General features: G+C 71.3%; 17 protein-coding genes. 7 read left to right on the forward strand and 10 right to left on the reverse strand.

Annotated elements, in window-relative coordinates; translation table 11 throughout:
- The 4 genes from RIF93_RS02570 to mutM form a co-directional block, all read right to left on the reverse strand.
- A partial coding sequence (locus tag RIF93_RS02570) for a hypothetical protein (RefSeq protein WP_309088155.1) occupies window positions 1–247 on the reverse strand: 247 nt, incomplete at its 3' end.
- Between the two features lie 4 nt (window positions 248–251).
- Entirely contained in the window at window positions 252–1,031 is a 780-nt protein-coding gene (locus tag RIF93_RS02575) for an enoyl-CoA hydratase (RefSeq protein WP_309088157.1), read from the reverse strand.
- 30 nt (window positions 1,032–1,061) lie between these two features.
- Window positions 1,062–1,928 (reverse strand): TraB/GumN family protein, encoded by an 867-nt coding sequence (locus tag RIF93_RS02580; RefSeq protein WP_309088159.1) that lies wholly within the window; start codon window positions 1,926–1,928, stop codon window positions 1,062–1,064.
- A 7-nt stretch (window positions 1,929–1,935) separates the two neighbouring features.
- On the reverse strand, window positions 1,936–2,799 hold the full coding sequence (gene mutM / locus RIF93_RS02585; RefSeq protein WP_309088161.1) for a bifunctional DNA-formamidopyrimidine glycosylase/DNA-(apurinic or apyrimidinic site) lyase: 864 nt from the start codon (window positions 2,797–2,799) through the stop codon (window positions 1,936–1,938).
- A 60-nt stretch (window positions 2,800–2,859) separates the two neighbouring features.
- On the opposite strand from mutM, the gene RIF93_RS02590 reads away from it, so the two are divergent.
- A complete protein-coding gene (locus tag RIF93_RS02590) occupies window positions 2,860–3,618 on the forward strand; it encodes a class I SAM-dependent methyltransferase (protein ID WP_309088162.1) in 759 nt (252 codons plus the stop codon).
- A gap of 4 nt (window positions 3,619–3,622) precedes the next feature.
- Complete coding sequence (ubiB, locus tag RIF93_RS02595; protein WP_309088163.1) at window positions 3,623–5,131, forward strand: 2-polyprenylphenol 6-hydroxylase; 1,509 nt, start codon at window positions 3,623–3,625, stop codon at window positions 5,129–5,131.
- On the opposite strand, the gene RIF93_RS02600 is transcribed toward ubiB, so the two are convergent.
- The gene (locus RIF93_RS02600) at window positions 5,128–5,682 is read right to left on the reverse strand and encodes a hypothetical protein (RefSeq protein ID WP_309088164.1); all 555 of its coding nucleotides are present in this window, start codon (window positions 5,680–5,682) and stop codon (window positions 5,128–5,130) included. The two genes, ubiB and RIF93_RS02600, sit on opposite strands and share 4 nt — an antisense overlap.
- A gap of 117 nt (window positions 5,683–5,799) precedes the next feature.
- On the opposite strand from RIF93_RS02600, the gene coaBC reads away from it, so the two are divergent.
- Together coaBC and dut are read left to right on the forward strand one after the other, a co-directional pair.
- Window positions 5,800–6,993, forward strand: coding sequence for a bifunctional phosphopantothenoylcysteine decarboxylase/phosphopantothenate--cysteine ligase CoaBC (gene coaBC / locus RIF93_RS02605; protein ID WP_309088221.1), 1,194 nt, complete (start codon window positions 5,800–5,802; stop codon window positions 6,991–6,993).
- Window positions 6,994–7,005: 12 nt separating this feature from the next.
- Window positions 7,006–7,461 (forward strand): dUTP diphosphatase, encoded by a 456-nt coding sequence (gene dut / locus RIF93_RS02610; RefSeq protein WP_309088166.1) that lies wholly within the window; start codon window positions 7,006–7,008, stop codon window positions 7,459–7,461.
- Between the two features lie 3 nt (window positions 7,462–7,464).
- On the opposite strand, the gene RIF93_RS02615 is transcribed toward dut, so the two are convergent.
- The 3 genes from RIF93_RS02615 to RIF93_RS02625 all read right to left on the reverse strand — a co-directional run bounded on the left by RIF93_RS02615 (window position 7,465) and on the right by RIF93_RS02625 (window position 10,433).
- A complete protein-coding gene (locus RIF93_RS02615; RefSeq protein WP_309088168.1) occupies window positions 7,465–8,904 on the reverse strand; it encodes an amidase family protein in 1,440 nt (479 codons plus the stop codon).
- Window positions 8,905–8,906: 2 nt separating this feature from the next.
- Complete coding sequence (gene dapB / locus RIF93_RS02620) at window positions 8,907–9,680, reverse strand: 4-hydroxy-tetrahydrodipicolinate reductase (protein ID WP_309088170.1); 774 nt, start codon at window positions 9,678–9,680, stop codon at window positions 8,907–8,909.
- 138 nt (window positions 9,681–9,818) lie between these two features.
- Window positions 9,819–10,433, reverse strand: a complete 615-nt coding sequence (locus RIF93_RS02625; protein WP_309088172.1) for a glutathione binding-like protein — start codon at window positions 10,431–10,433, stop codon at window positions 9,819–9,821.
- Between the two features lie 81 nt (window positions 10,434–10,514).
- Here RIF93_RS02625 and RIF93_RS02630 point away from each other — a divergent pair, with 81 nt between their 5' ends.
- Window positions 10,515–11,123, forward strand: a complete 609-nt coding sequence (locus RIF93_RS02630) for a helix-turn-helix domain-containing protein (protein ID WP_309088174.1) — start codon at window positions 10,515–10,517, stop codon at window positions 11,121–11,123.
- A gap of 58 nt (window positions 11,124–11,181) precedes the next feature.
- Here RIF93_RS02630 and RIF93_RS02635 read toward each other — a convergent pair whose 3' ends face one another.
- Window positions 11,182–11,616 (reverse strand): hypothetical protein, encoded by a 435-nt coding sequence (locus RIF93_RS02635; RefSeq protein WP_309088176.1) that lies wholly within the window; start codon window positions 11,614–11,616, stop codon window positions 11,182–11,184.
- Window positions 11,617–11,803: 187 nt separating this feature from the next.
- Here RIF93_RS02635 and RIF93_RS02640 point away from each other — a divergent pair, with 187 nt between their 5' ends.
- Together RIF93_RS02640 and RIF93_RS02645 are read left to right on the forward strand one after the other, a co-directional pair.
- Window positions 11,804–14,095: an NADP-dependent malic enzyme gene (locus RIF93_RS02640; RefSeq protein ID WP_309088177.1), complete on the forward strand. Its 2,292-nt coding sequence runs from the start codon at window positions 11,804–11,806 to the stop codon at window positions 14,093–14,095.
- Window positions 14,096–14,188: 93 nt separating this feature from the next.
- Window positions 14,189–15,505: an Hsp70 family protein gene (locus tag RIF93_RS02645; RefSeq protein WP_309088179.1), complete on the forward strand. Its 1,317-nt coding sequence runs from the start codon at window positions 14,189–14,191 to the stop codon at window positions 15,503–15,505.
- Here RIF93_RS02645 and RIF93_RS02650 read toward each other — a convergent pair.
- Window positions 15,477–18,329 carry a pitrilysin family protein gene (locus RIF93_RS02650; protein ID WP_309088181.1) on the reverse strand — a complete coding sequence of 951 codons (2,853 nt, stop codon included), beginning with the start codon at window positions 18,327–18,329 and terminating at the stop codon, window positions 15,477–15,479. The two genes, RIF93_RS02645 and RIF93_RS02650, sit on opposite strands and share 29 nt — an antisense overlap.
- Window positions 18,330–18,376 lie beyond the last annotated feature (47 nt).

The raw sequence follows: 18,376 nt of genomic DNA on the forward strand, positions 1-18,376 counted from the left end.
CCGACTTCATGAGCGCCTCGGCCGAGGCGCTCATGAAGTCGGGATAGCCGAACCGCTCCATGACCAGCAGCATGCGCGCATAGCCGGTGACGCCCTCGCGCGTCAGCCACTCGCGCAGGACGGCTTCGTCGCGAGGCGCGACCTCGGCGACGTGGGCGTTCCAATGCGCCAGGTCGTGACCGGTTTGGCGTTCGAGCAGCCCTTCCATCCGGCTGCGGAAGTCGCCCCAGTCGCGCGCCTCGGCCATCGTGCTAGCGCCCCTTGAAGTCGGGCTTCCGCTTCTCGACGAAGGCGGCCATGCCCTCCTTCTGGTCCTCGAAGGCGAACAGCGAGTGGAACAGCCGCCGCTCGACCGCAACGCCGGTGGACAGCGTCGTCTCGTAGGCGGTGTTGACCAGTTCCTTGTTCATCATCACGGCCAGAGGCGACTGCGACGCGATCTTGGCGGCGGCGGCGAGCGCCTCGTCCAGCAGCTTGTCGGCCGGCACGACGCGGCTGACGAGGCCCGCGCGCTCGGCTTCGGCGGCGTCCATCATTCGGGCCGTCAGCATCATGTCCATGGCCTTGGACTTGCCGACGAAGCGGGTCAGCCGCTGGGTGCCGCCGATGCCCGGCATGACGCCCAGGTTGATCTCCGGCTGGCCGAACTTGGCTGTCTCGGCCGCGATGATGAAGTCGCACAGCATGGCCAGTTCGCAGCCGCCGCCCAGGGCGTAACCCGAGACCGCCGCGATGATCGGCTTGCGGAACTGCTCGATCCGGCGGGAGGCCGCCGTGAAGAAGTCCAGGCTGAACATCTGGGCGTAGGTCTTGTCCGACATCTCCTTGATGTCGGCGCCGGCGGCGAACGCGCGGTCCGAGCCGGTGATCACCAGGCAGCGCACGGCCTCGTCGGCCTCGGCGGCGTCCAGCGCCTGGGCCAGTTCACCCAGGAGGGTGCTGTTCAGCGCGTTCAGGGCGTCTGGCCGGTTCAGCCGGATCAGGGTGACGCCCGCGCTGGGGCTCTCGACGATCAGGGTCTCAAAGCTCATGGCCCGCTCCGTTCACGCTGGAGCCCGGACTTACGGCCCCGTGACGGAATAGCCAAGCGCCCGCAGCCGGGCCGGCACCCCGCCCGGGCCGATCAGGTGCCCCATACCGACGACGACGACGGTGCGGCCGCGGCCCTTCAGGCGCTGGTCGAGCCGGGCGGTCCAGCGGGCGTTTCGCTCGTCCACCAGCCGGCGGAACAGCAGCGGCGAGGCGCGGCGCAGCGGCTGCAGCGCCTCGCGGTCGATCATGTCCAGGTCGCCCGCGGCCCACGCCGCGACCAGCTTGTCGAACGCCTGCGGGTCCTCGTCCATCTCGCGCACGGTCTCGCGAAGCGACGCCAGCTGATCGGCCTCGGGCGCCTCGTCGAAAATGGCGAGTTGCTCAGCCGGGGTCTCCAGCGCCTGGCGGACGGCGCCCGCCGGGGCGGCGGCCTCGATCGCCTTCTCGACGCCATCCTGCAGGCCGGCGCCCGACCGGCGGAAGGCCGCGCCGGCCAGGGCCAGCTCGGCCAGCCAGGGCTCGAACCGGTCGAGCGCGGCCTTGTCCACCTTGTAGGCCTCGGCCACGCGTATCAGCCGGGCGGCGTCCTGCGGCGGCAGGCGGGCGAACAGCGACTGGCCGGGCGGCAGGACGCCCCGCTCGCCCGCCAGCCGCGCGCTCTCGCGCTCGACATCGGCGCCGGTCGGCAGCTCGAACCACAGGTCGTCGGCCGCCTTCAGAGCCGCCGTCAGCGCCGGCGGTCGCCAGGCGAGACCGGGCGGCAGGACGTGGACCGAGCCGAACAGCACCATTTCTGAATCGGCGTCCTTCACCACCCACACCGGCGGCTGGGCGGCGGCGGGCGCGGCGCAGGCGATCGCGGTCAGGTACGCGGCGAGCGGCAGGAGGCGTCTCATGCCTGCGTCATCGCTGGCAAACGGGGCAATAGAAGGTCGATCGCCCCGCCTGGACCTCCCGCGCGACCACGCCTTTGCAGCCCTCGTTCGGACACGGCCGGCCCTCGCCGTCGTAGACCCGGAAGCTGTGCTGGAAATAGCCGAGCGCGCCGTCGGCCTGGGCGTAGTCGCGCAGCGTGGAGCCGCCGGCCCGGATGGCCTCGCCCAGCACGTCGCGGATCGCCTGAACCAGCGGCGGGAGCTTGGCGGCGGCGATCTTCCCCGCGGGCTTGAACGGCGAGATGCGGGCGCGGTGCAGGGCCTCGCAGACATAGATGTTGCCCAGGCCCGCAACGATCCGCTGGTCCAGCAGCAGGGTCTTCGGGCCCTGCTTGCGGCCGGCGAAGGCCGCCTTCAGGCGGGCGGCGTCGAAGGCGTCCGACAGGGGTTCGGGCCCCAGCTCGGCGAACCACGGATGCAGGTGCATGGTGGCCGTGTTGACCAGCGCCATGTAGCCGAAGCGCCGCGGGTCGTAGTAGGTCACGCGGACGCCTTCCTCCGTCTCGAACAGCACATGAGCGTGCTTGGGGTCGGGATCCGGCGCGTAGTGGAACTGGCCGGGCCGTTCCTGTCCCTCCGGGCGGCTGATCTCGAACCGCCCGCTCATGCCCAGGTGCATCACCAGGGTGTCCTCCCGGTCGAGCCTGGCCAGCAGGTACTTCGCCTGCCGTTCCATCTTCACGACCGTGGCGCCGGTCAGGACCTGGACGAAGTTGTCGGGGAACGGGAAGCGCAGGTCCGGCCGGCGGGCTTCCACCCTCGCCAATCGGCGGCCCTCCAGCACCGGCGCCAGGCCGCCGCGGACCGTCTCCACTTCGGGCAATTCGGGCATGGGTCTTGGTTGGCACGCCATCGCTGGCGCGTCGATACCTGAACGGCTAAGACCCCGGCCATGACCGGACCCACCGCCACCTTCGGCTTTCGCGACGTCGACGCCCGCGAGAAGGCGGGCCTGGTGCGCGGCGTGTTCGACCGGGTCGCGCGCCGCTACGACCTGATGAACGACCTCATGAGCGGGGGCGTGCACCGGCTGTGGAAGGACGCCGTCGCCGCGCGTCTGAACCCGCAGCCGGGCGAGCTCATCCTGGACGTGGCGGGCGGCACCGGCGACATGGCCCGCCGCTTCGCGCGCATGGCCCGTCGCGCGCAGGAGCGGCGGGGCGGCGCCGACGCCCGGGTGTTCGTGGTCGACTACAACGCCGAGATGATCGCCGCCGGGCGCGAACGCGGCTTCGAGCCCGAGATCGCCTGGGCGGTCGGCGACGCCCAGAAGCTGCCGCTGCCCGACGCCTGCGCCGACGCCTATGTGATCAGCTTCGGCATCCGCAACGTCACCGACATCCCGGCCGCGCTGCGCGAGGCCCGCCGCGTGCTGAAGCCGGGCGGTCGGTTCCTGTGCCTGGAGTTCTCGCGTCCGACGACCGAGGCGCTGCGCAAAGCCTACGACGCCTACTCGTTCAAGGTGATCCCCGAGATCGGCGCGCGCGTAGCGGGCGACCGCGACAGCTACCAATACCTCGTCGAGAGCATTCGACGTTTTCCGGACCAGAAGCGTTTCGCGGCCATGATCTGCGAAGCGGGATTCAGCCAGGTGAGCTTCACGAACTTCACGGCCGGCGTGGCCGCGCTGCATACCGGGCGGGCGATCTGAGCCCATGGCCGGACCCGGAGCCTTCATCCGGCTGATCGGGGCCGGCTGGACCCTGGTCCGCAACGACGCCCTGCTGCCGCGCGAGCTGGATCCGCTCTACTCCTCGGGCGCACGGGCGCTGTCGCGGTTCCTGCGGGTGTTCGCCGGCCGCCAGGCGCGGAACGGCCGGCCGGGCGAGCGGCTGGCGCGCGCGCTCGAGCCGCTCGAGCCGGTGGCGATCAAGGTGGGCCAGCTGCTCTCCACCCGCGCCGACATCTTCGGGCGCCAGTTCGCCGAGGATCTTTCAAGATTGAAGGATCGCCTGCCGCCGTTCCCCACCGCGGTCGCGCGGGCGGAGGTGGAATATGCGCTGGGGCGGCCGATCGAGACCCTCTTCGCGACCTTCGGCGAGCCGGTGGCGGCTGCGTCGCTGGCCCAGGCGCACGAGGCGGTGCTGCTGGACGGCCGACGGGTGGCGGTGAAGGTGCTGCGCCCGGCCATCGCGCGCCGGGTGGCCGACGACGGCGAGGTGCTGTCGCTGGCCGCGCGCCTGGTCAACCGCTGGGTCCCGGCGGCGCGGCGGCTTGAGCCCCGGGCCTTCGCCGCCACCGTCATGCGGGCCACCGAGCTGGAGCTGGACCTCCGCCTCGAGGCCGCCGGCGCCGACGAACTCGGCGAGGTGATGGCCGAGGACGGGTACATGGCGGCCCCCGTCGTCGTCTGGGAAGGCGTCGGCAAGCGGGTGCTGACCATGGAGTGGGCCAAGGGCCGTCCGCTGTCGGACGAAGAGGCCCTGGCCGATCCGGCGCTCGACCGCAAGGCGCTCGCCGACAACCTGATCCGCGCGTTCCTGGCTCAGGCGCTGGACCACGGCGTCTTTCACGCCGACCTGCACGAAGGAAACCTGTTCGTGGCGCCGCCGGCGCAAATCACGGCGGTGGACTTCGGAATCATCGGCCGGCTGGGCGCCCCCGAGCGGCGCTACCTGGCCCAGATCCTGTGGGGCTTCCTGAACCGGGACTACGAGGAGATCGCCCGCATCCACTTCGAGGCGGGCTATGTGCCGGCCACCCACAGCGTGTCGGCCTTCGCCCAGGCGCTGCGGGCGGTGGGCGAGCCGATCTTCGGCCGCGCGGCCGCCGAGGTGCCGATGAGCCGGGTGCTGACCCAGCTGTTCGAGATCACCGCCCTTTTCGACATGCGCCTGCGGCCGGAACTGGTCCTCTTGCAGAAGACCATGATGACGGTCGAGGGCGTCGCCCGCCGCATCGACCCCGAGCACGACATCTGGGCCGCGTCGGACCCGGTGGTCCGCCGGTGGATCGCCCGCGAGCTGTCGCCCGCCACGCGGCTGAAGCGGCTGGCCGGCGAGGCCGAGATCGCGGTGCGCAACCTCGCCCGCCTGACCCAGGACCCGCCGACGCCCACCGCCGTGGCGGTGGTGGAGGAGCGCCGCGAAGGCTCGCCCCTCCTGTGGTTCGCCCTGGGGGCCCTGGTCTCAGGCGCCGCCTTCCTCGCCGGGATGGCGATCTAGGCGTCGTCGTCCTGCCGCTCGCGCCGGGCCGTCTGGCGCCCCGCCTGGCGCCTGGCTTCGCGGGCCTTCACCTCTTCCCAGTAGGCCATGCCCTCGTCAGGCTTGAACATCGTGCGCGGCGCGCCGTCCTTCGTCGCGATGGCGAAGACGTTGCCCTTGGGGTCGTAGAACAGTGTGTCGCCGTTCGCCCGGGTCAGCGTCAGCGTCCCCCGCGGCGGGTCTTCCACGAAGGCGTGCGCCTTTTTCACGAACTGATCCACCGTCGCGGCGCCGAAGGCCTCTCCGTTCCTCTGAAAGGCGCGCTCGGCGTTCGCTTCCGCCGAGTAGCGGCGGCTGGCCGACCACATGGGCTTGCCGTCGATCTGCTTCACCGGGTCGTTCCGGTGGTCGACCCGCGCCTCTTCCCGCGCCGTCGCCTCGCCATCGGTCTGCGGGACCGCCATCTGGGTTCCCGCCGCCTGGTGCTGGGTCACCGCCGAAGGGCCGTTGTCGCACGCCGTCAGCGCCACGGCGGCCACGCTGGCCGCCAGCGCCATCCTCACCCGAACCATCTCGTTCTCTCCGTCCAAAGCCGAGCTGGAACGAAGAGAGAACACAGCTGCGCCTGTTTGTCGAGTCCTCCGGCTTGGCCTACATGAAGACCCTCTTTCGCGAGGGGGCGTATGGCCTTGGACGAGAAGCGGGTGCTCCTGATCGTGGGGGGCGGGATCGCCGCCTACAAGGCGCTCGAGCTCACGCGGCTCCTGCGCAAGGCGGGCGTCGGCGTGCGGCCGATCCTGACGACGGCTGGCGCGGAGTTCGTCACGCCCCTGTCCCTCTCGGCGCTCGCCGAGGACAAGGTCTATTCCGAGCTCTTCTCGCTGACCGACGAGGCCGAGATGGGGCACATCGAGCTGTCGCGCTCGGCCGACCTCGTCGTCGTCGCGCCGGCCACCGCCGACCTGATGGCCAAGGCGGCGAATGGGATCGCGAACGACCTGGCGTCCACGACCCTGCTCGCCACCGACAAGCGGGTGCTGATGGCGCCGGCGATGAACGTCCGGATGTGGGAGCATCCCGCTACGCGCCGCAACCTGGAGACGCTCAAGGCCGACGGCGTGCTGTTCGTCGGTCCCGACGAGGGGGCCATGGCCTGCGGCGAGTACGGCCCCGGCCGCATGGCCGAGCCGCCGGCGATCTTCCAGGCGATCATGGATGCGCTGGCGGGCGCGGCCGCCCGACCGCTGGCCCGCCGCCGCGCCGTCGTGACGGCAGGACCGACCGCCGAGCCGATCGACCCGGTGCGGGTGCTGACCAACCGCAGCTCGGGCAAGCAGGGCTACGCCATCGCCCGCGCGCTGGCCGAGCTCGGGGCCGAGGTCACGCTGGTCAGCGGCCCCACGGCGCTCCCGGCCCCGGCGGGCGTGACGCGGGTCGGCGTCGAGACCGCCCGCGAGATGCTGGCGGCGTGCGAAGCCGCCCTTCCGGCCGACATCGCCGTCTGTGTGGCCGCGGTCGCCGACTGGCGGCCCGAGCGCGTCGGCGCGAGCAAGATCAAGAAGGGCTCAGACGGTCCGCCGCCAATCACCTTGACCGAGAACCCCGACATCCTGGCGACACTCAGCCAATCCCGGTCGCGGCCGACACTGGTGGTGGGCTTCGCCGCCGAGACCGACGACGTCGAGGCCCACGCCATGGCCAAGCTCGAGCGCAAGGGCTGCGACTGGATCGTCGCCAACGACGTCAGCGTCGAAGGCGTCATGGGCGGCGACCTGAACGCGGTGGCCATAGTCTCGAAGGGCGGAATCGAGCGATGGGAGCAGGCGCCGAAGGCCGAGGTGGCCCGACGGCTCGCCGCCCGCATCGCCGCCCATTTCTCTTAGGGAAGCCTGCAAGTGACCCCGACCGTCCCGATCCTGCGCCTGCCCCACGCCGAAGGCTTGCCGCTGCCGGCCTACGAGACCGCCCAGGCCGCCGGGATGGACCTGCGCGCCGCCGTCGCCGATGGGGAGACCCTGACGATCAAGCCGGGCGCACGCTTCGCCGTGCCGACGGGCTTCGCCTTCGCCCTGCCGGCCGGCTACGAGGCCCAGGTGCGGCCGCGCTCGGGCCTGGCTCTGAAGTCGGGCGTCACCTGCCTGAACTCGCCGGGCACCGTCGACGCCGACTACCGCGGCGAGGTGAAGGTGATCCTGGCCAACCTGGGCGCCGAGGACTTCCACATCCGCCGCGGCGACCGCATCGCCCAGCTGGTCATCGCGCCGGTGGTCCAGGCGGCGTGGCGCGAGGTGGACGCCTTGGACGAGACCGCCCGCGGCGCCGGCGGGTTCGGGTCCACCGGCGCGAAGTAGCCGCTACAGCGGCGGCGGCTGAAAGCCGCGGACGTTCTCGTCGATCGCCTGGGCGAGCGCGAGCAGCCGCCCGTCGCTTCCCGACGGCCCGATCAGCTGGGCGCCGACCGGCAGGCCACCGCCGGTGAACCCCGCCGGGACGCTGGTGGCCGGCAGGCGCAGCGCCGTCGCCAGCGCGATCCACTGCAGCATGCTGTTGTACGGCCGGGGCTTGCCGTCCGACCCCATAAGGCTGCGGCGCTGGAACGGCCGCAGGTCGTGCGGGAACGCCGGCACGGGCGCGATCGGGGCCAGGATCGCGTCGAAGCGCTCGAAGGCGCCGGCGATCTCATGGCGCAGGCGGGCGCGGACGGCGTCGGCCGCCAACCACTCGGTGTGCCGCGCGGTGTAGGCCAGGGTCATGGCCGCCACCGACAGGGGCCCTGCGCCGCGGCGCACCGCGAGCTTGGCCAGCGGCCGGGTCATCTCCATCGAGCGCAGCATGCGCGGCGGCAGGTCCTCGGCCAGCACGCCGCCCAGCAGGGTCTGGTACGCGCCCATCAGCTGGTTCACGTCCACGGGGCAGGGGATCGGCTCCACCTCGCAGCCGGCGGCGCGCAGCTCGGCGGCGAACTGCAGGACCACGTCGCGCACCTCGGGATCGAGGAAGAACGCCGGTTCCTCGACCCAGAGGCCGATCCGGACGGTCGCCAGGTCCGCCGGCGGGGCCTTCGGCGCCAGCGGCCCGTCCTCGAGCACGGACAGCAGCAGGCGCAGGTCCCGAGCCGACCGCGCCATGGGTCCCACGACGTTCAGGTCGCGCTCGGCGTACGAACCCGGCGTCGGCGGCACGTGCCCGCGCTGCGAGACCATCCCCCACGTCGGCTTGTGCGAGAAGACGCCGCAGAAGCTGGCCGGCACGCGCAAGCTGCCGCCGATGTCCGAGCCGATCTCGATGGGCGTGACGCGCGCGGCAAGCGCCGCCGCCGCCCCGCCGGAGGAGCCGCCCGGCGTGCGGGACGGGTCCCAGGGGTTGGCGGTGACGCCGTAGAGCCCGTTGGCGCTCTGCCAGTCCGCCGCCATCACCGGCACGTTGGTCTTGCCCCAGATGACCGCACCCGCCCGGCGGGCGAGGCTCACCACCGTCGCGTCCTCCGCCTGGCGCCGGCGCAGCTCGGCCAGGCCTGACGAGGCGGGCAGGCCGGCCACGTCGAAGGTGTCCTTCACGGTCATCGGCACGCCGGCCAAAGGGCCCAGCTGCAGCAGGTTCTTCGCCCGCTGGTCGTCCACCGCCCGGGCGCGGTCCAGCGACCGCTCGACATCGGCGGCCACCACGGCGTTCAGCTTGTCGTGCGTCTGTTCGTGGCGGGCCAGCGCCGCCTTCAGGAGCTCGACGGCCGAGACCCGCTTGGCGATCAGCGCCTGGGCCATGGCGGTCGCGTCGAGATCGAGGAGGTCGGTCACGCCTAGGCCTCCTTCAGGCCCAGCACGTCCTGCATGTCGTACTCGCCGGGCGGGCGGCCCGCGACCCAACGGGCGGCGGCCAACGCCCCGCGGGCGAAGAGCGTCCGATCGCGGGCCGAGTGGGACAGGGTCAAGATCTCGTCCTCGGCGGCGAACACCACGCTGTGCTCGCCCACCACGCCGCCGCCGCGGATGGCGGCGAAGCCGATCTCGCCCACCGGCCGCTCGCCGGTGATGCCTTCGCGGCTCTTGCGGGCGACCTGGGCCAGGCTGACGCCCCGGCCGTCCGCCGCCGCCGCGCCCAGCATCAGCGCCGCGCCCGAAGGGGCGTCCACCTTGCGGCGGTGGTGGGCCTCGACGATCTCTATGTCCCAGGCGTCGGGCGGCAGGGCGCGGGCGGCGCGCGTCACCAGCCCCATCAGCATGTTGAGGCCCAGGGAGAAGTTGCCGGCGCGCACGATGGGGATCGCCTTCGCGGCCTCGCCGATGGCCGAGAGCTGGGCGCCGTCGAAGCCGGTCGAGCCGATGACCAGGGCCTTGCCGGCCGCGGCGACCTTGGGCGCGAGCTCGGCCGAGGCGGCGGCGATGGTGAAGTCGATGATCACGTCGCAGGCCGCGATGGCTTCGTCGGCGGAGACGAGGCCCTCGCCGGACGCGCCGGGCCGGTCGAAGCGGCCCGCCAGCTGGAAGGCGGGATCGTCGGCCAGGGCGGCGGTCACCACCTTGCCCATGCGGCCCAGCGCGCCGGCGATGGCGATCCTGATGACGTCGGCCACGACCCCTCCCGCGAAACGTGGCCGGAGACTCACGCGAGCCGGGGCGCGGGGTCAAGCGCAGGGAGCGGGAGCGCCGCGACTATATCCCCCGCGGCGCTCCCTCCGGGCCGCCGCCGGGGACGGCGGCGGCGTCGGACCTCACGCGGCCATGCGGTACTCGGCGAACTCCTCGCCCAGCGCCCGGGCGACCGCCGGTCGCGCACGCAGGCGGTCCCGGTACGCGACTACGGCCGGATAGGCGTCCAGGTCGAACTTCACGAACTGGGCCCAGTTCAGCACCGCGGCCAGGTAGGCGTCGGCCACGCTGAACTCGTCCAGCAACCACTCCCGGCCGGTCAGGTGCTCGTCCAGGTGAGCGAAGCGTTCGGCCCCCGCTTCCCGCGCCAGCGCCTTCGCCGCTTCGTCCGCCTTAGGGGTGAGCAGCGGGTCGAAGACCTTCTTGTGCAGCTCGGCCCCGATGAAGCTCAGCCACTGCTGCAGGCGGTATCGCTGGAAGCCCTGCGGCGCCAGCTTGGCGGCGGGATGCGCGTCGGCGATGTACTGCAGCACTGCGGCGTTCTCGGTCAGCACCTCGCCCTCGGGCGTGCGGATCGCGGGCACCAGGCCTTTGGGGTTGACGGCGCGGTAGTCGCCGCCATCGGCGGTGCGGCCGCTTTTGGTGTCCACGCGGTGGAAGCGGGCGTCGGCGCCGGCCTCGTAGAGGGCGATGCGACTGGCCAGCGAGCAGGCCAGCGGGGAATAGTAGACGTCCATTGGGGAGGCTCCGTCCTTCTCGAGGGTGGAATTTCCATACCGTTTCGCACAAAATAGCGACGGTCAAGGATTGTTTGCGAAATGGTACAGAAAGAGGCGCGCCCCCGCGGCAGGCCCCGCAGCTTCGATCCGAACGTGGTGCTCGACAAAGCCCGCGCCGTGTTCTGGAACCAGGGCTATGCGGCGACCTCGCTGGACGACCTGGCCGCCGCCACCGGTCTGAACCGGCCCAGCCTCTATGCCGCCTTCGGAGACAAGCGGGCGCTGTACCTGGCGGCTCTGGGCCGCTCGCGCGACGAGGCGCTGACCGCGATGGGCAGGGCGCTGGCGACGGATGCGCCGCTGGGGTCGCTGATGGGCCGGATCCTGGAGCGGACGGTGGAGGTCTACCGATCGGGCGAGGTGGCCCAGCGCGGCTGCTTCCTGATCGGCACGGCCGTCACCCAGGCCGTCGAGGACGCCGAGATCCGCGAGCTGGTCGCCGACTTCATCGCCCGGACCGAGAAGGTGTTCCGCGACCGCTTCGAGGCGGCGGCGGACGAGCTGGCGCCGGGGGTGCAGCCGGGCGCGGCTGCGACGATGATCACCGCCACCATGCACACCCTGGCGATCCGCGCCCGCACCGGCGCCGACGGCGCCGAGCTGAAGCGGGTCGCCGACGCGGCGCTGGGGATGATCCTGCGCGCCTAGAGAAAAGGCGGTCGCGTCGCCGCGACCGCCTTTCCCACCATCGTCCCTCGAGGGGGTACTATTTCTTCAACATCGACTGGATCTCGGCCTGGGTGGCGTTGATCGTGGCGGCGCCGTCCGCGACGCCCAGGTTCGAGGCGTCCACGGCGAAGGTCTCGGCGCCCATCTTGATGGTGGCCATGGTCTTGCCGCCCTCGCTTTTGACGTCGCTGACCTGGCCGATGCTGGCCCCGGTCTTGTCCTTGACCGTCATGCCCGCCGTGACGCTGGCGTTGGCGCCTGCCGAGGCCGCGCTAGGCGCGGCGGCGTCCGTCGAGGCGCCGGCGCTCGTTCCGGCCGCAGCGCCCGTCGTGGCGCCGGTGGTCGCACCCGCCCGGGCGTCGGTCGAGGCGCCGGCCGGCGGAGCGGTGGAGCCGGAAGTCGTCTGCGCAAAGGCGGGGGCGGCAAGGCCCAGCGCCGCGATGGCCGCGGCGGCGGAAAGGAGTTGTCTCATAGGCATGCTCCATGGGCGCCCCCACACCCCTGCGAGGGCGAAAACTTGCCGGGCGCTGGAAGGTTCCCGCTGCACGCGTTTTTGTTCGAGGCAAATGTTTCCCTTGGGGAAGGTTGTTTGTGGCGCAGCCGCTCTATAGGTTGCGCGCCTTCCTGTATCCGCGCCCAACCGGGGGTCCGCCGCGCGCATGAGCGACGCCGAAAAACGCACCTTCACCGACGAGGAGGCCCTGAGCTTCCACCGCCTGCCCCGCCCCGGGAAGATCGCCATCGCGGCGACCAAGCCGATGGCGACGCAGCGGGACCTCTCCCTCGCCTATTCGCCGGGCGTCGCCGTGCCGGTGCTGAAGATCGCCGAGAATCCGGAGGCCGCCTACGACTACACGTCGAAAGGCAACCTGGTGGCCGTGATCTCGAACGGCACCGCCATCCTGGGCCTGGGCGATCTGGGCGCGCTGGCGTCCAAGCCGGTCATGGAGGGCAAGGGCGTCCTCTTCAAGCGCTTCGCCGACGTGGATGCCATCGACGTCGAGGTGGCCTCCAAGGACGCCGACGAGATCATCACGGTCGTGAAGAACATCGGCCTGACCTACGGCGGCATCAACCTCGAGGACATCAAGAGCCCCGAGTGCTTTCGGATCGAGACCGAGCTGCAGGAGCTGCTCGACATCCCGGTCTTCCACGACGACCAGCACGGCACCGCCATCATTTCGGCCGCCGGCCTGATCAACGCCTGCCACATCACCGGCCGCGACCTGAAGGACGTAAAGGTGGTGCTGAACGGCCCCGGCGCGGCGGGCATCGCCACCCTGGAGCTGATCAAGGCGATGGGCGTGCCGCACCAGAACGTCATCGCGGTGGACCGGAAGGGCGTGCTCTACCGCGGCCGCACCGAGGACATGAACCAGTGGAAGTCGGCTCATGCGGTCGACACCGACAAGCGGACCCTGGCCGAGGCGCTGGAAGGCGCCGACGTCTTCATCGGGCTGTCGGCGAAGGGCGCGCTGTCGGGCGAACTGGTGAAGACCATGGCGCCGAAGCCGATCATCTTCGCCATGGCCAATCCGGATCCGGAGATCACGCCGGAAGAGGTCTACGCCGTCCGCCCCGACGCCATCGTCGCCACCGGCCGCAGCGACTATCCGAACCAGGTGAACAACGTCCTGGGCTTCCCTTACATCTTCCGCGGCGCGCTGGATGTGCGGGCCCGGCGGGTGAACATGGAGATGAAGATCGCCTGCGCGAACGCGCTGGCGCAGCTGGCCCGCGAGGACGTGCCCGACGAGGTGGCCGCCGCCTACCACGGCACGCAGCTGAAGTTCGGCCCGGAATACATCATCCCGACCCCGTTCGACCCGCGGCTCATCTGGTACATCCCGCCCTTCGTCGCCCAGGCGGCGATGGACACCGGCGTGGCCCGTAAGCCCATCGAGGACATGGACGCCTACCGCGCGGCCCTGGCCCAGCGGCTCGATCCGACGGCGGCCTTCCTGCAGAAGCTGCAGGGCGCGGTGCTGTCGGGGCCGAAGAAGAAGATCGTCTTCGCCGAGGGGGAGGAGCCCAGCGTCATCCGCGCCGCCTACGCCTTCCAGACCGCGGGCCTGGGCCAAGCCATCCTGGTCGGCCGCGAGGACCTGGTGCACGAGAACATGCGCCAGGTCGGCCTCGACCCCGCCGAGGCGAAGCTCGAGGTGATCAATGCCCGGGTCTCGCACTGGAACGAGGCGTTCGTCGACAACCTCTACGCCCGCCTGCAGCGCGAGGGTTACCTGCGCCGCGACGTGCAGCGCCTCATCAACCAGGACCGCAACGCCTTCGGCGCCTCGCTGGTCGCCCTGGGCCACGCCGACGGCCTGGTGACTGGCGTCACCCGCGCCTACGACCAGGTGCTGGAGGAGGTGCTGCGCGTCATCGATCCGGCGCCCGACGGCCGGATCATCGGCATGAGCGTGGTCCTGGCCAAGGGCCGCACGCTGTTCATCGCCGACACCAACGTCACCGAAATGCCCGAGGCCGAGGACCTTGTGGAGATCGCCATCGAGGCGGCCCGCGCGGTGAAGACCCTGGGCTACAAGCCGCGCGTCGCCTTCTTGAGCTACTCCGCCTTCGGCAACCCGATGGGCGAACGCTCCGAGAAGCTGCGCGAGGCTGTCGCGATGCTGGACGAGATGGACGGCGTCGACTTCGAGTACGAGGGCGAGATGCCGCCAGAGCTGGCGCTGGAGCCAGAGCGGCGCGGCAACTACCCCTTCATGCGCCTGTCCGGGCCGGCCAATGTGCTGATCATGCCGGCCATCCACTCGGCGGCCATCTCGACGGCGCTGCTGAAGTCGATGGGCGGGGCCACGGTGATCGGCCCGATCCTGCTGGGCCTGTCGCGGCCGGTGCAGATCTGCCCGCTGTCGGCCTCGGTGTCGCGCATCCTCCAGCAGGCGACCGTCTGCGCCTACGACCGGCCGCTGGCCGAGGTCGAGGTGTGATGCGCCGTCGCGTCCGCGAGTTCGTCTAGGGATCGTGCGCCGCAACGGGGAGCGGGCGATCCGTCGCCCGTCCCCGCAAAAGGAGCATGATCCGTGACCTGGCCCAGTAGCCCACCTTCTTCTCTGGGAATCGACTTCGGGACCACCAACACCGTCCTTGCGTTGGCAGGCCACGACGGTCCTGCCGAGCTCGTCCGGTTTCCCGCACCGGAAGGAGACCTGTTCGCCTTCCGCAGCTGCCTGTCGTTCTACGCCCCGCCCGACCTGCCGCAGGAGCGGACCATCGCGGCCGGGCCGTGGGCCATCGAAGCCTATGTGGAGGACCCGGCCGAGACCCGGTTCATCCAGAGCTTCAAGAGCTTCGCCGCCCAGGCCAGCTTCACCGAGACCCAGATCCTGGAGCGGCGGTACCGCTTCGAGGACCTGCTCTCGACGTTCCTGCTGAAGGTCCGCGACTACGCCGGCGAGACGCTGGGGGAAATCCCCGAGCGGGTGATCGTCGGCCGCCCCGTGAGCTTCGTGGGCGCCGACCCGGACGAACAGCTGGCGCTCTCGCGCTACGAGACCGCGTTCAAGCGCATGGGCGTGCGCGAAGTGCTCTACGCCTACGAGCCGGTCGGCGCGGCCTTCTTCTTCGCCCGCGAGCTGGACCATGACGCCACCGTGCTGGTCGGCGACTTCGGCGGCGGCACCTCCGACTTCTCGATCATCCGCTTCGAACGCCAGGCCGGCGTTCTGCGGGCGACGCCGCTCGGCCGCGCGGGCGTCGGCGTGGCCGGCGACGCCTTCGACTACCGGATCATCGACCGGCTGGTCTCGCCGAGGCTGGGCAAGGGCTCGTCCTACCGTTCGTTCGGCAAGGTGCTGCCGGTGCCCAATCGCTGGTACTCGGCCTTCGCCCGCTGGGACCAGCTCGCCCTGATGCGCGCCAGCCGCGACATGCGCGAGATCCGCAAGCTGGCCCGCGACGCGGTCGAACCCGAAAAGATCGAGCGACTGATCGAGGTGCTGGACGAGAACTACGGCTACCGGCTCTACCGCGCGGTCTCGAAGCTGAAGGAGACGCTGTCCTTCGAGGCCGACGCCGAGTTCCGGTTCGAGGCGGGCTCCATCGACATCGCGGCCCCCGTGGCGCGCCGCGAGTTCGAGGGCTGGATCGCCCCCGAACTCGGGCTGATCGAGCAGGCCGTCGACCGCGCCCTGGCCAACGCCCATCTGCCGGCCGAGGGAGTCGATCGGGTGTTCCTCACCGGCGGCTCGTCGCTGGTGCCGGCGGTCCGGGCGATCTTCCACCGCCGCTTCCCCGCCGACCGGATCGAGAGCGGCGCCGAACTGGAGTCGATCGCCTCGGGCCTGGCGCTGATGGGGCGCGAGCCCGACCTCAGCGCGTGGACGATGCGGGCTTCCTGAGGGTCGGGCTTTCCAGGTCGAGCTCGGCGGCCGGCACGACCTCCAGGTTCGGCAGCCGCTGCTTCAGGCCGGCCGAGAAGGCCTTGGCGTCGCCGGCGACGATGACGCTGGACTGGGCCGGGTCGAACACCCGTCGCGCGAAGTCCTGCACCTGGCTGGCCTGCACCGCCTCCACCTTCCGGGTGTAGAGCGCCACCTCGTCCAGCGGCACGCCGTAGAGGGCGAAGCCGCCCAGGATGTCGGCCAGTCCGCCCGAGGTGGCCAGCTCCCGGCCGAAGCTGCCGACCAGCACCGACTTGCGCGCCTTCAGCTCGTCGGCCGAAGCGGGCTCGGCGGCGAGCTTGGTCATCTCGGCCTTGATCAGGTCCAGCACCTCGGGCGCGGACTCGTTCTTGGTCTGGGCCGAGGCCCGGAACGAGCCGGTTGTGCGCGCCGTCGAGAGGCTGGCGCGGGCGCCGTACGAGAGGCCGCGCTTGATGCGGATCTCCTGGTTCAGGCGGGCGGAATAGCCGCCGCCCAGAACGGTGGAGGCCACGATGCCGGGATAGTAGGCCGGGTCCGTGCGCGGGATCGCGGGCTTCACGACGTTGACCGACGCCTGTCCCGTGCCGGGCAGGTCGATGGCCACGGCGCGCGGCTTCACGCTGGGCTGGATCGTCGGAGCGGCGGCAAGCGGCGCGGCGGGCTTGGCCCAGTCGCCGAACGCCCGCTCTGCGAGGGCGAAGCCCTGCTCGGGCGTGACGTCCCCGGTCAGCACCAGGACGGCGTTGTCCGGCCGGTACCAGGCGCGGTGGATGGCCGACAGGTGCTCCGGTTTCAGCTTCGTCAGCGAGTCCGGCGAGCCCTGCGGCGGGTGGCCAAACGGCGTGCCGCCGTAGACCACCGGCGCCGTGGCGAACCCGGCGAGGCTGCCCGGTTGCTGGAAGGCGACCTGCAGTCCGTCCAGGGCCTGTTGCCGCTGGCGCTCCAGCTCCTCGGCGGCGAAGGCGGGGTTCTTCGCCACGTCGGCCATGATCTCCAGCGCGGGGACCAACTTGTCGGGCATGACGTTCAGCGTGACCGACGAGGCCTCGAGGCTGGCGCCGGCGCTCAGCGTGGCGCCAAGCGCTTCGGTCTGGCTGGCGATCTGCTGGGCCGAGCGCGTCTTCGTCCCTTCGGTGAGCATGCCGGCGGTCATGGCCGCGGCCCCGGACAGGCCCTGCGGATCGGCCCAGGCGCCGGTCTTCACCGTCAGGTCGGCGGTGACCAGCGGCAGGTCCGACGAGCGGGCGACGATCACCCGCAGGCCGTTGGCGAGCGTCCGCTCGGCGGGTTTCGGCAGCGTCGGCTGCAGCGGCTCGCCCAGAGCCGGCGGCTTCACGCGCTGCGCTTCGGGCGCCAGCGTGAAGACGGGACCTTCGTACTTGGCCACGGTCTTGGGCGGGGCGGACTTCGGCGGCTCGGTCTGGCCCGCCGGACGCTCGGACTCCGCGCGGTAGCGGATGGTCATCCGCTTGTCGTCAGCCAGGTACTTCTGCGCCACGCGCTGGACATCCGCCGCGGTGACAGCCTGCAGCTCGGCCAACACGGTGTTCGCCTTGGCCGCGTCGCCGGTCAGCATCAGCATCTGGCCCAGCGCAAAGGCGCGGCCGTCGATGGTCTCGCGCTCGCGCAGCTGGCCGGCGATCAGTTCGTTCTTGGCCTCGGCGAGTTCGGCGGCGCTGGGCGGCGCGTCGCGCAGCCGCTTCACCTCGGCCAGCAAGGCCGCCTCGCCCTCCTGGATGGTGTGGCCGCTGGCCATCACCGCGCCCACCATGAACAGGCCCGGGTCCTGCGGCAGGTCGGCGTTGGACATCGCCTCGGCGGCGATCTGCTTCTCATAGACCAGGCTGTTGTAGAGCCTCGACGACTTGCCCGCCGACAGGATGGCGTCCAGCACCATCAGCGCCGGCGCGTCCGGATGGGCGGCGTCCGTCGCCTGCCAGGTGATCGCCACCGCCGGCAGCGGCACGTTGGGGCCGTAGCCTTCGAAGACGCCCGCTTTGGTGCGCGGCGGCTCCTTGGCGGTGACGCGCGGCATCGGCTGGGCGGGGCGCTTCAGCGGCCCGAAGTACTTGTCGACCCAGGCGTTGAGCTGGGCCTCGTCGAAGTTGCCGACGACGATCAGGGCCGCATTGTCGGGGCGGTACCAGGTCTGATGGAAGGCCCGCACGTCGTCGATGGTGGCGGCGTCCAGCTCCTCGATGTTGCCGATGCCCGGGCGCTTGTACGGGTGAACCGAGTAGCTGGCCTGCGGCACATAGAGGCCGAACAGCCGGCCGTACGGCTGGCTGAGGTAATTCTGCCGGAACTCCTCCTTCACGACGTCGCGCTCGGACTTGAAGGTGGCCTCGTCGACGACCAGCGACGACAGCCGCTCGGCCTCGACCCACAGCAGGCGCTCCAGGTGGTTGGCCGGCACCACCTCGTAGTAGTTCGTGAAGTCGTCCCAGGTGGAGGCGTTGTTGAAGCCGCCCACGTCCTCGGTCATCCGGTCGATGGTCTCGGCCGGCATGTTGCGCGTGGCCTTGAACATCATGTGCTCGAACAGGTGCGCGAAGCCCGAACGGCCCTGCGGGTCGTCCTTCGAGCCCACGCCGTACCAGACCTGGACGGTGACGTTCGGCGTCGCCTTGTCCAGCGAGGTGAAGACCTTCAGCCCGTTCGGGAGCGTGCGCTGCTTGAAGGCGATCGGCGGAACCTCGGCCGCGGCCGCCGTGGGCCGCGTCTGGGCGAGCGCGGCGGGCGCAAGGGCGGTGGTCGCGAGAAGCAGGCCGAGGGCGGCGGCGCGGGCGGTGCGGAGCATGGACGGTCCGGATCAGAGATGACGAGCCCGAACACCTAGCATCCCGC

Origin of the sequence: Phenylobacterium sp. (assembly GCF_031181185.1) — a bacterium.
GTDB lineage: Bacteria > Pseudomonadota > Alphaproteobacteria > Caulobacterales > Caulobacteraceae > Phenylobacterium.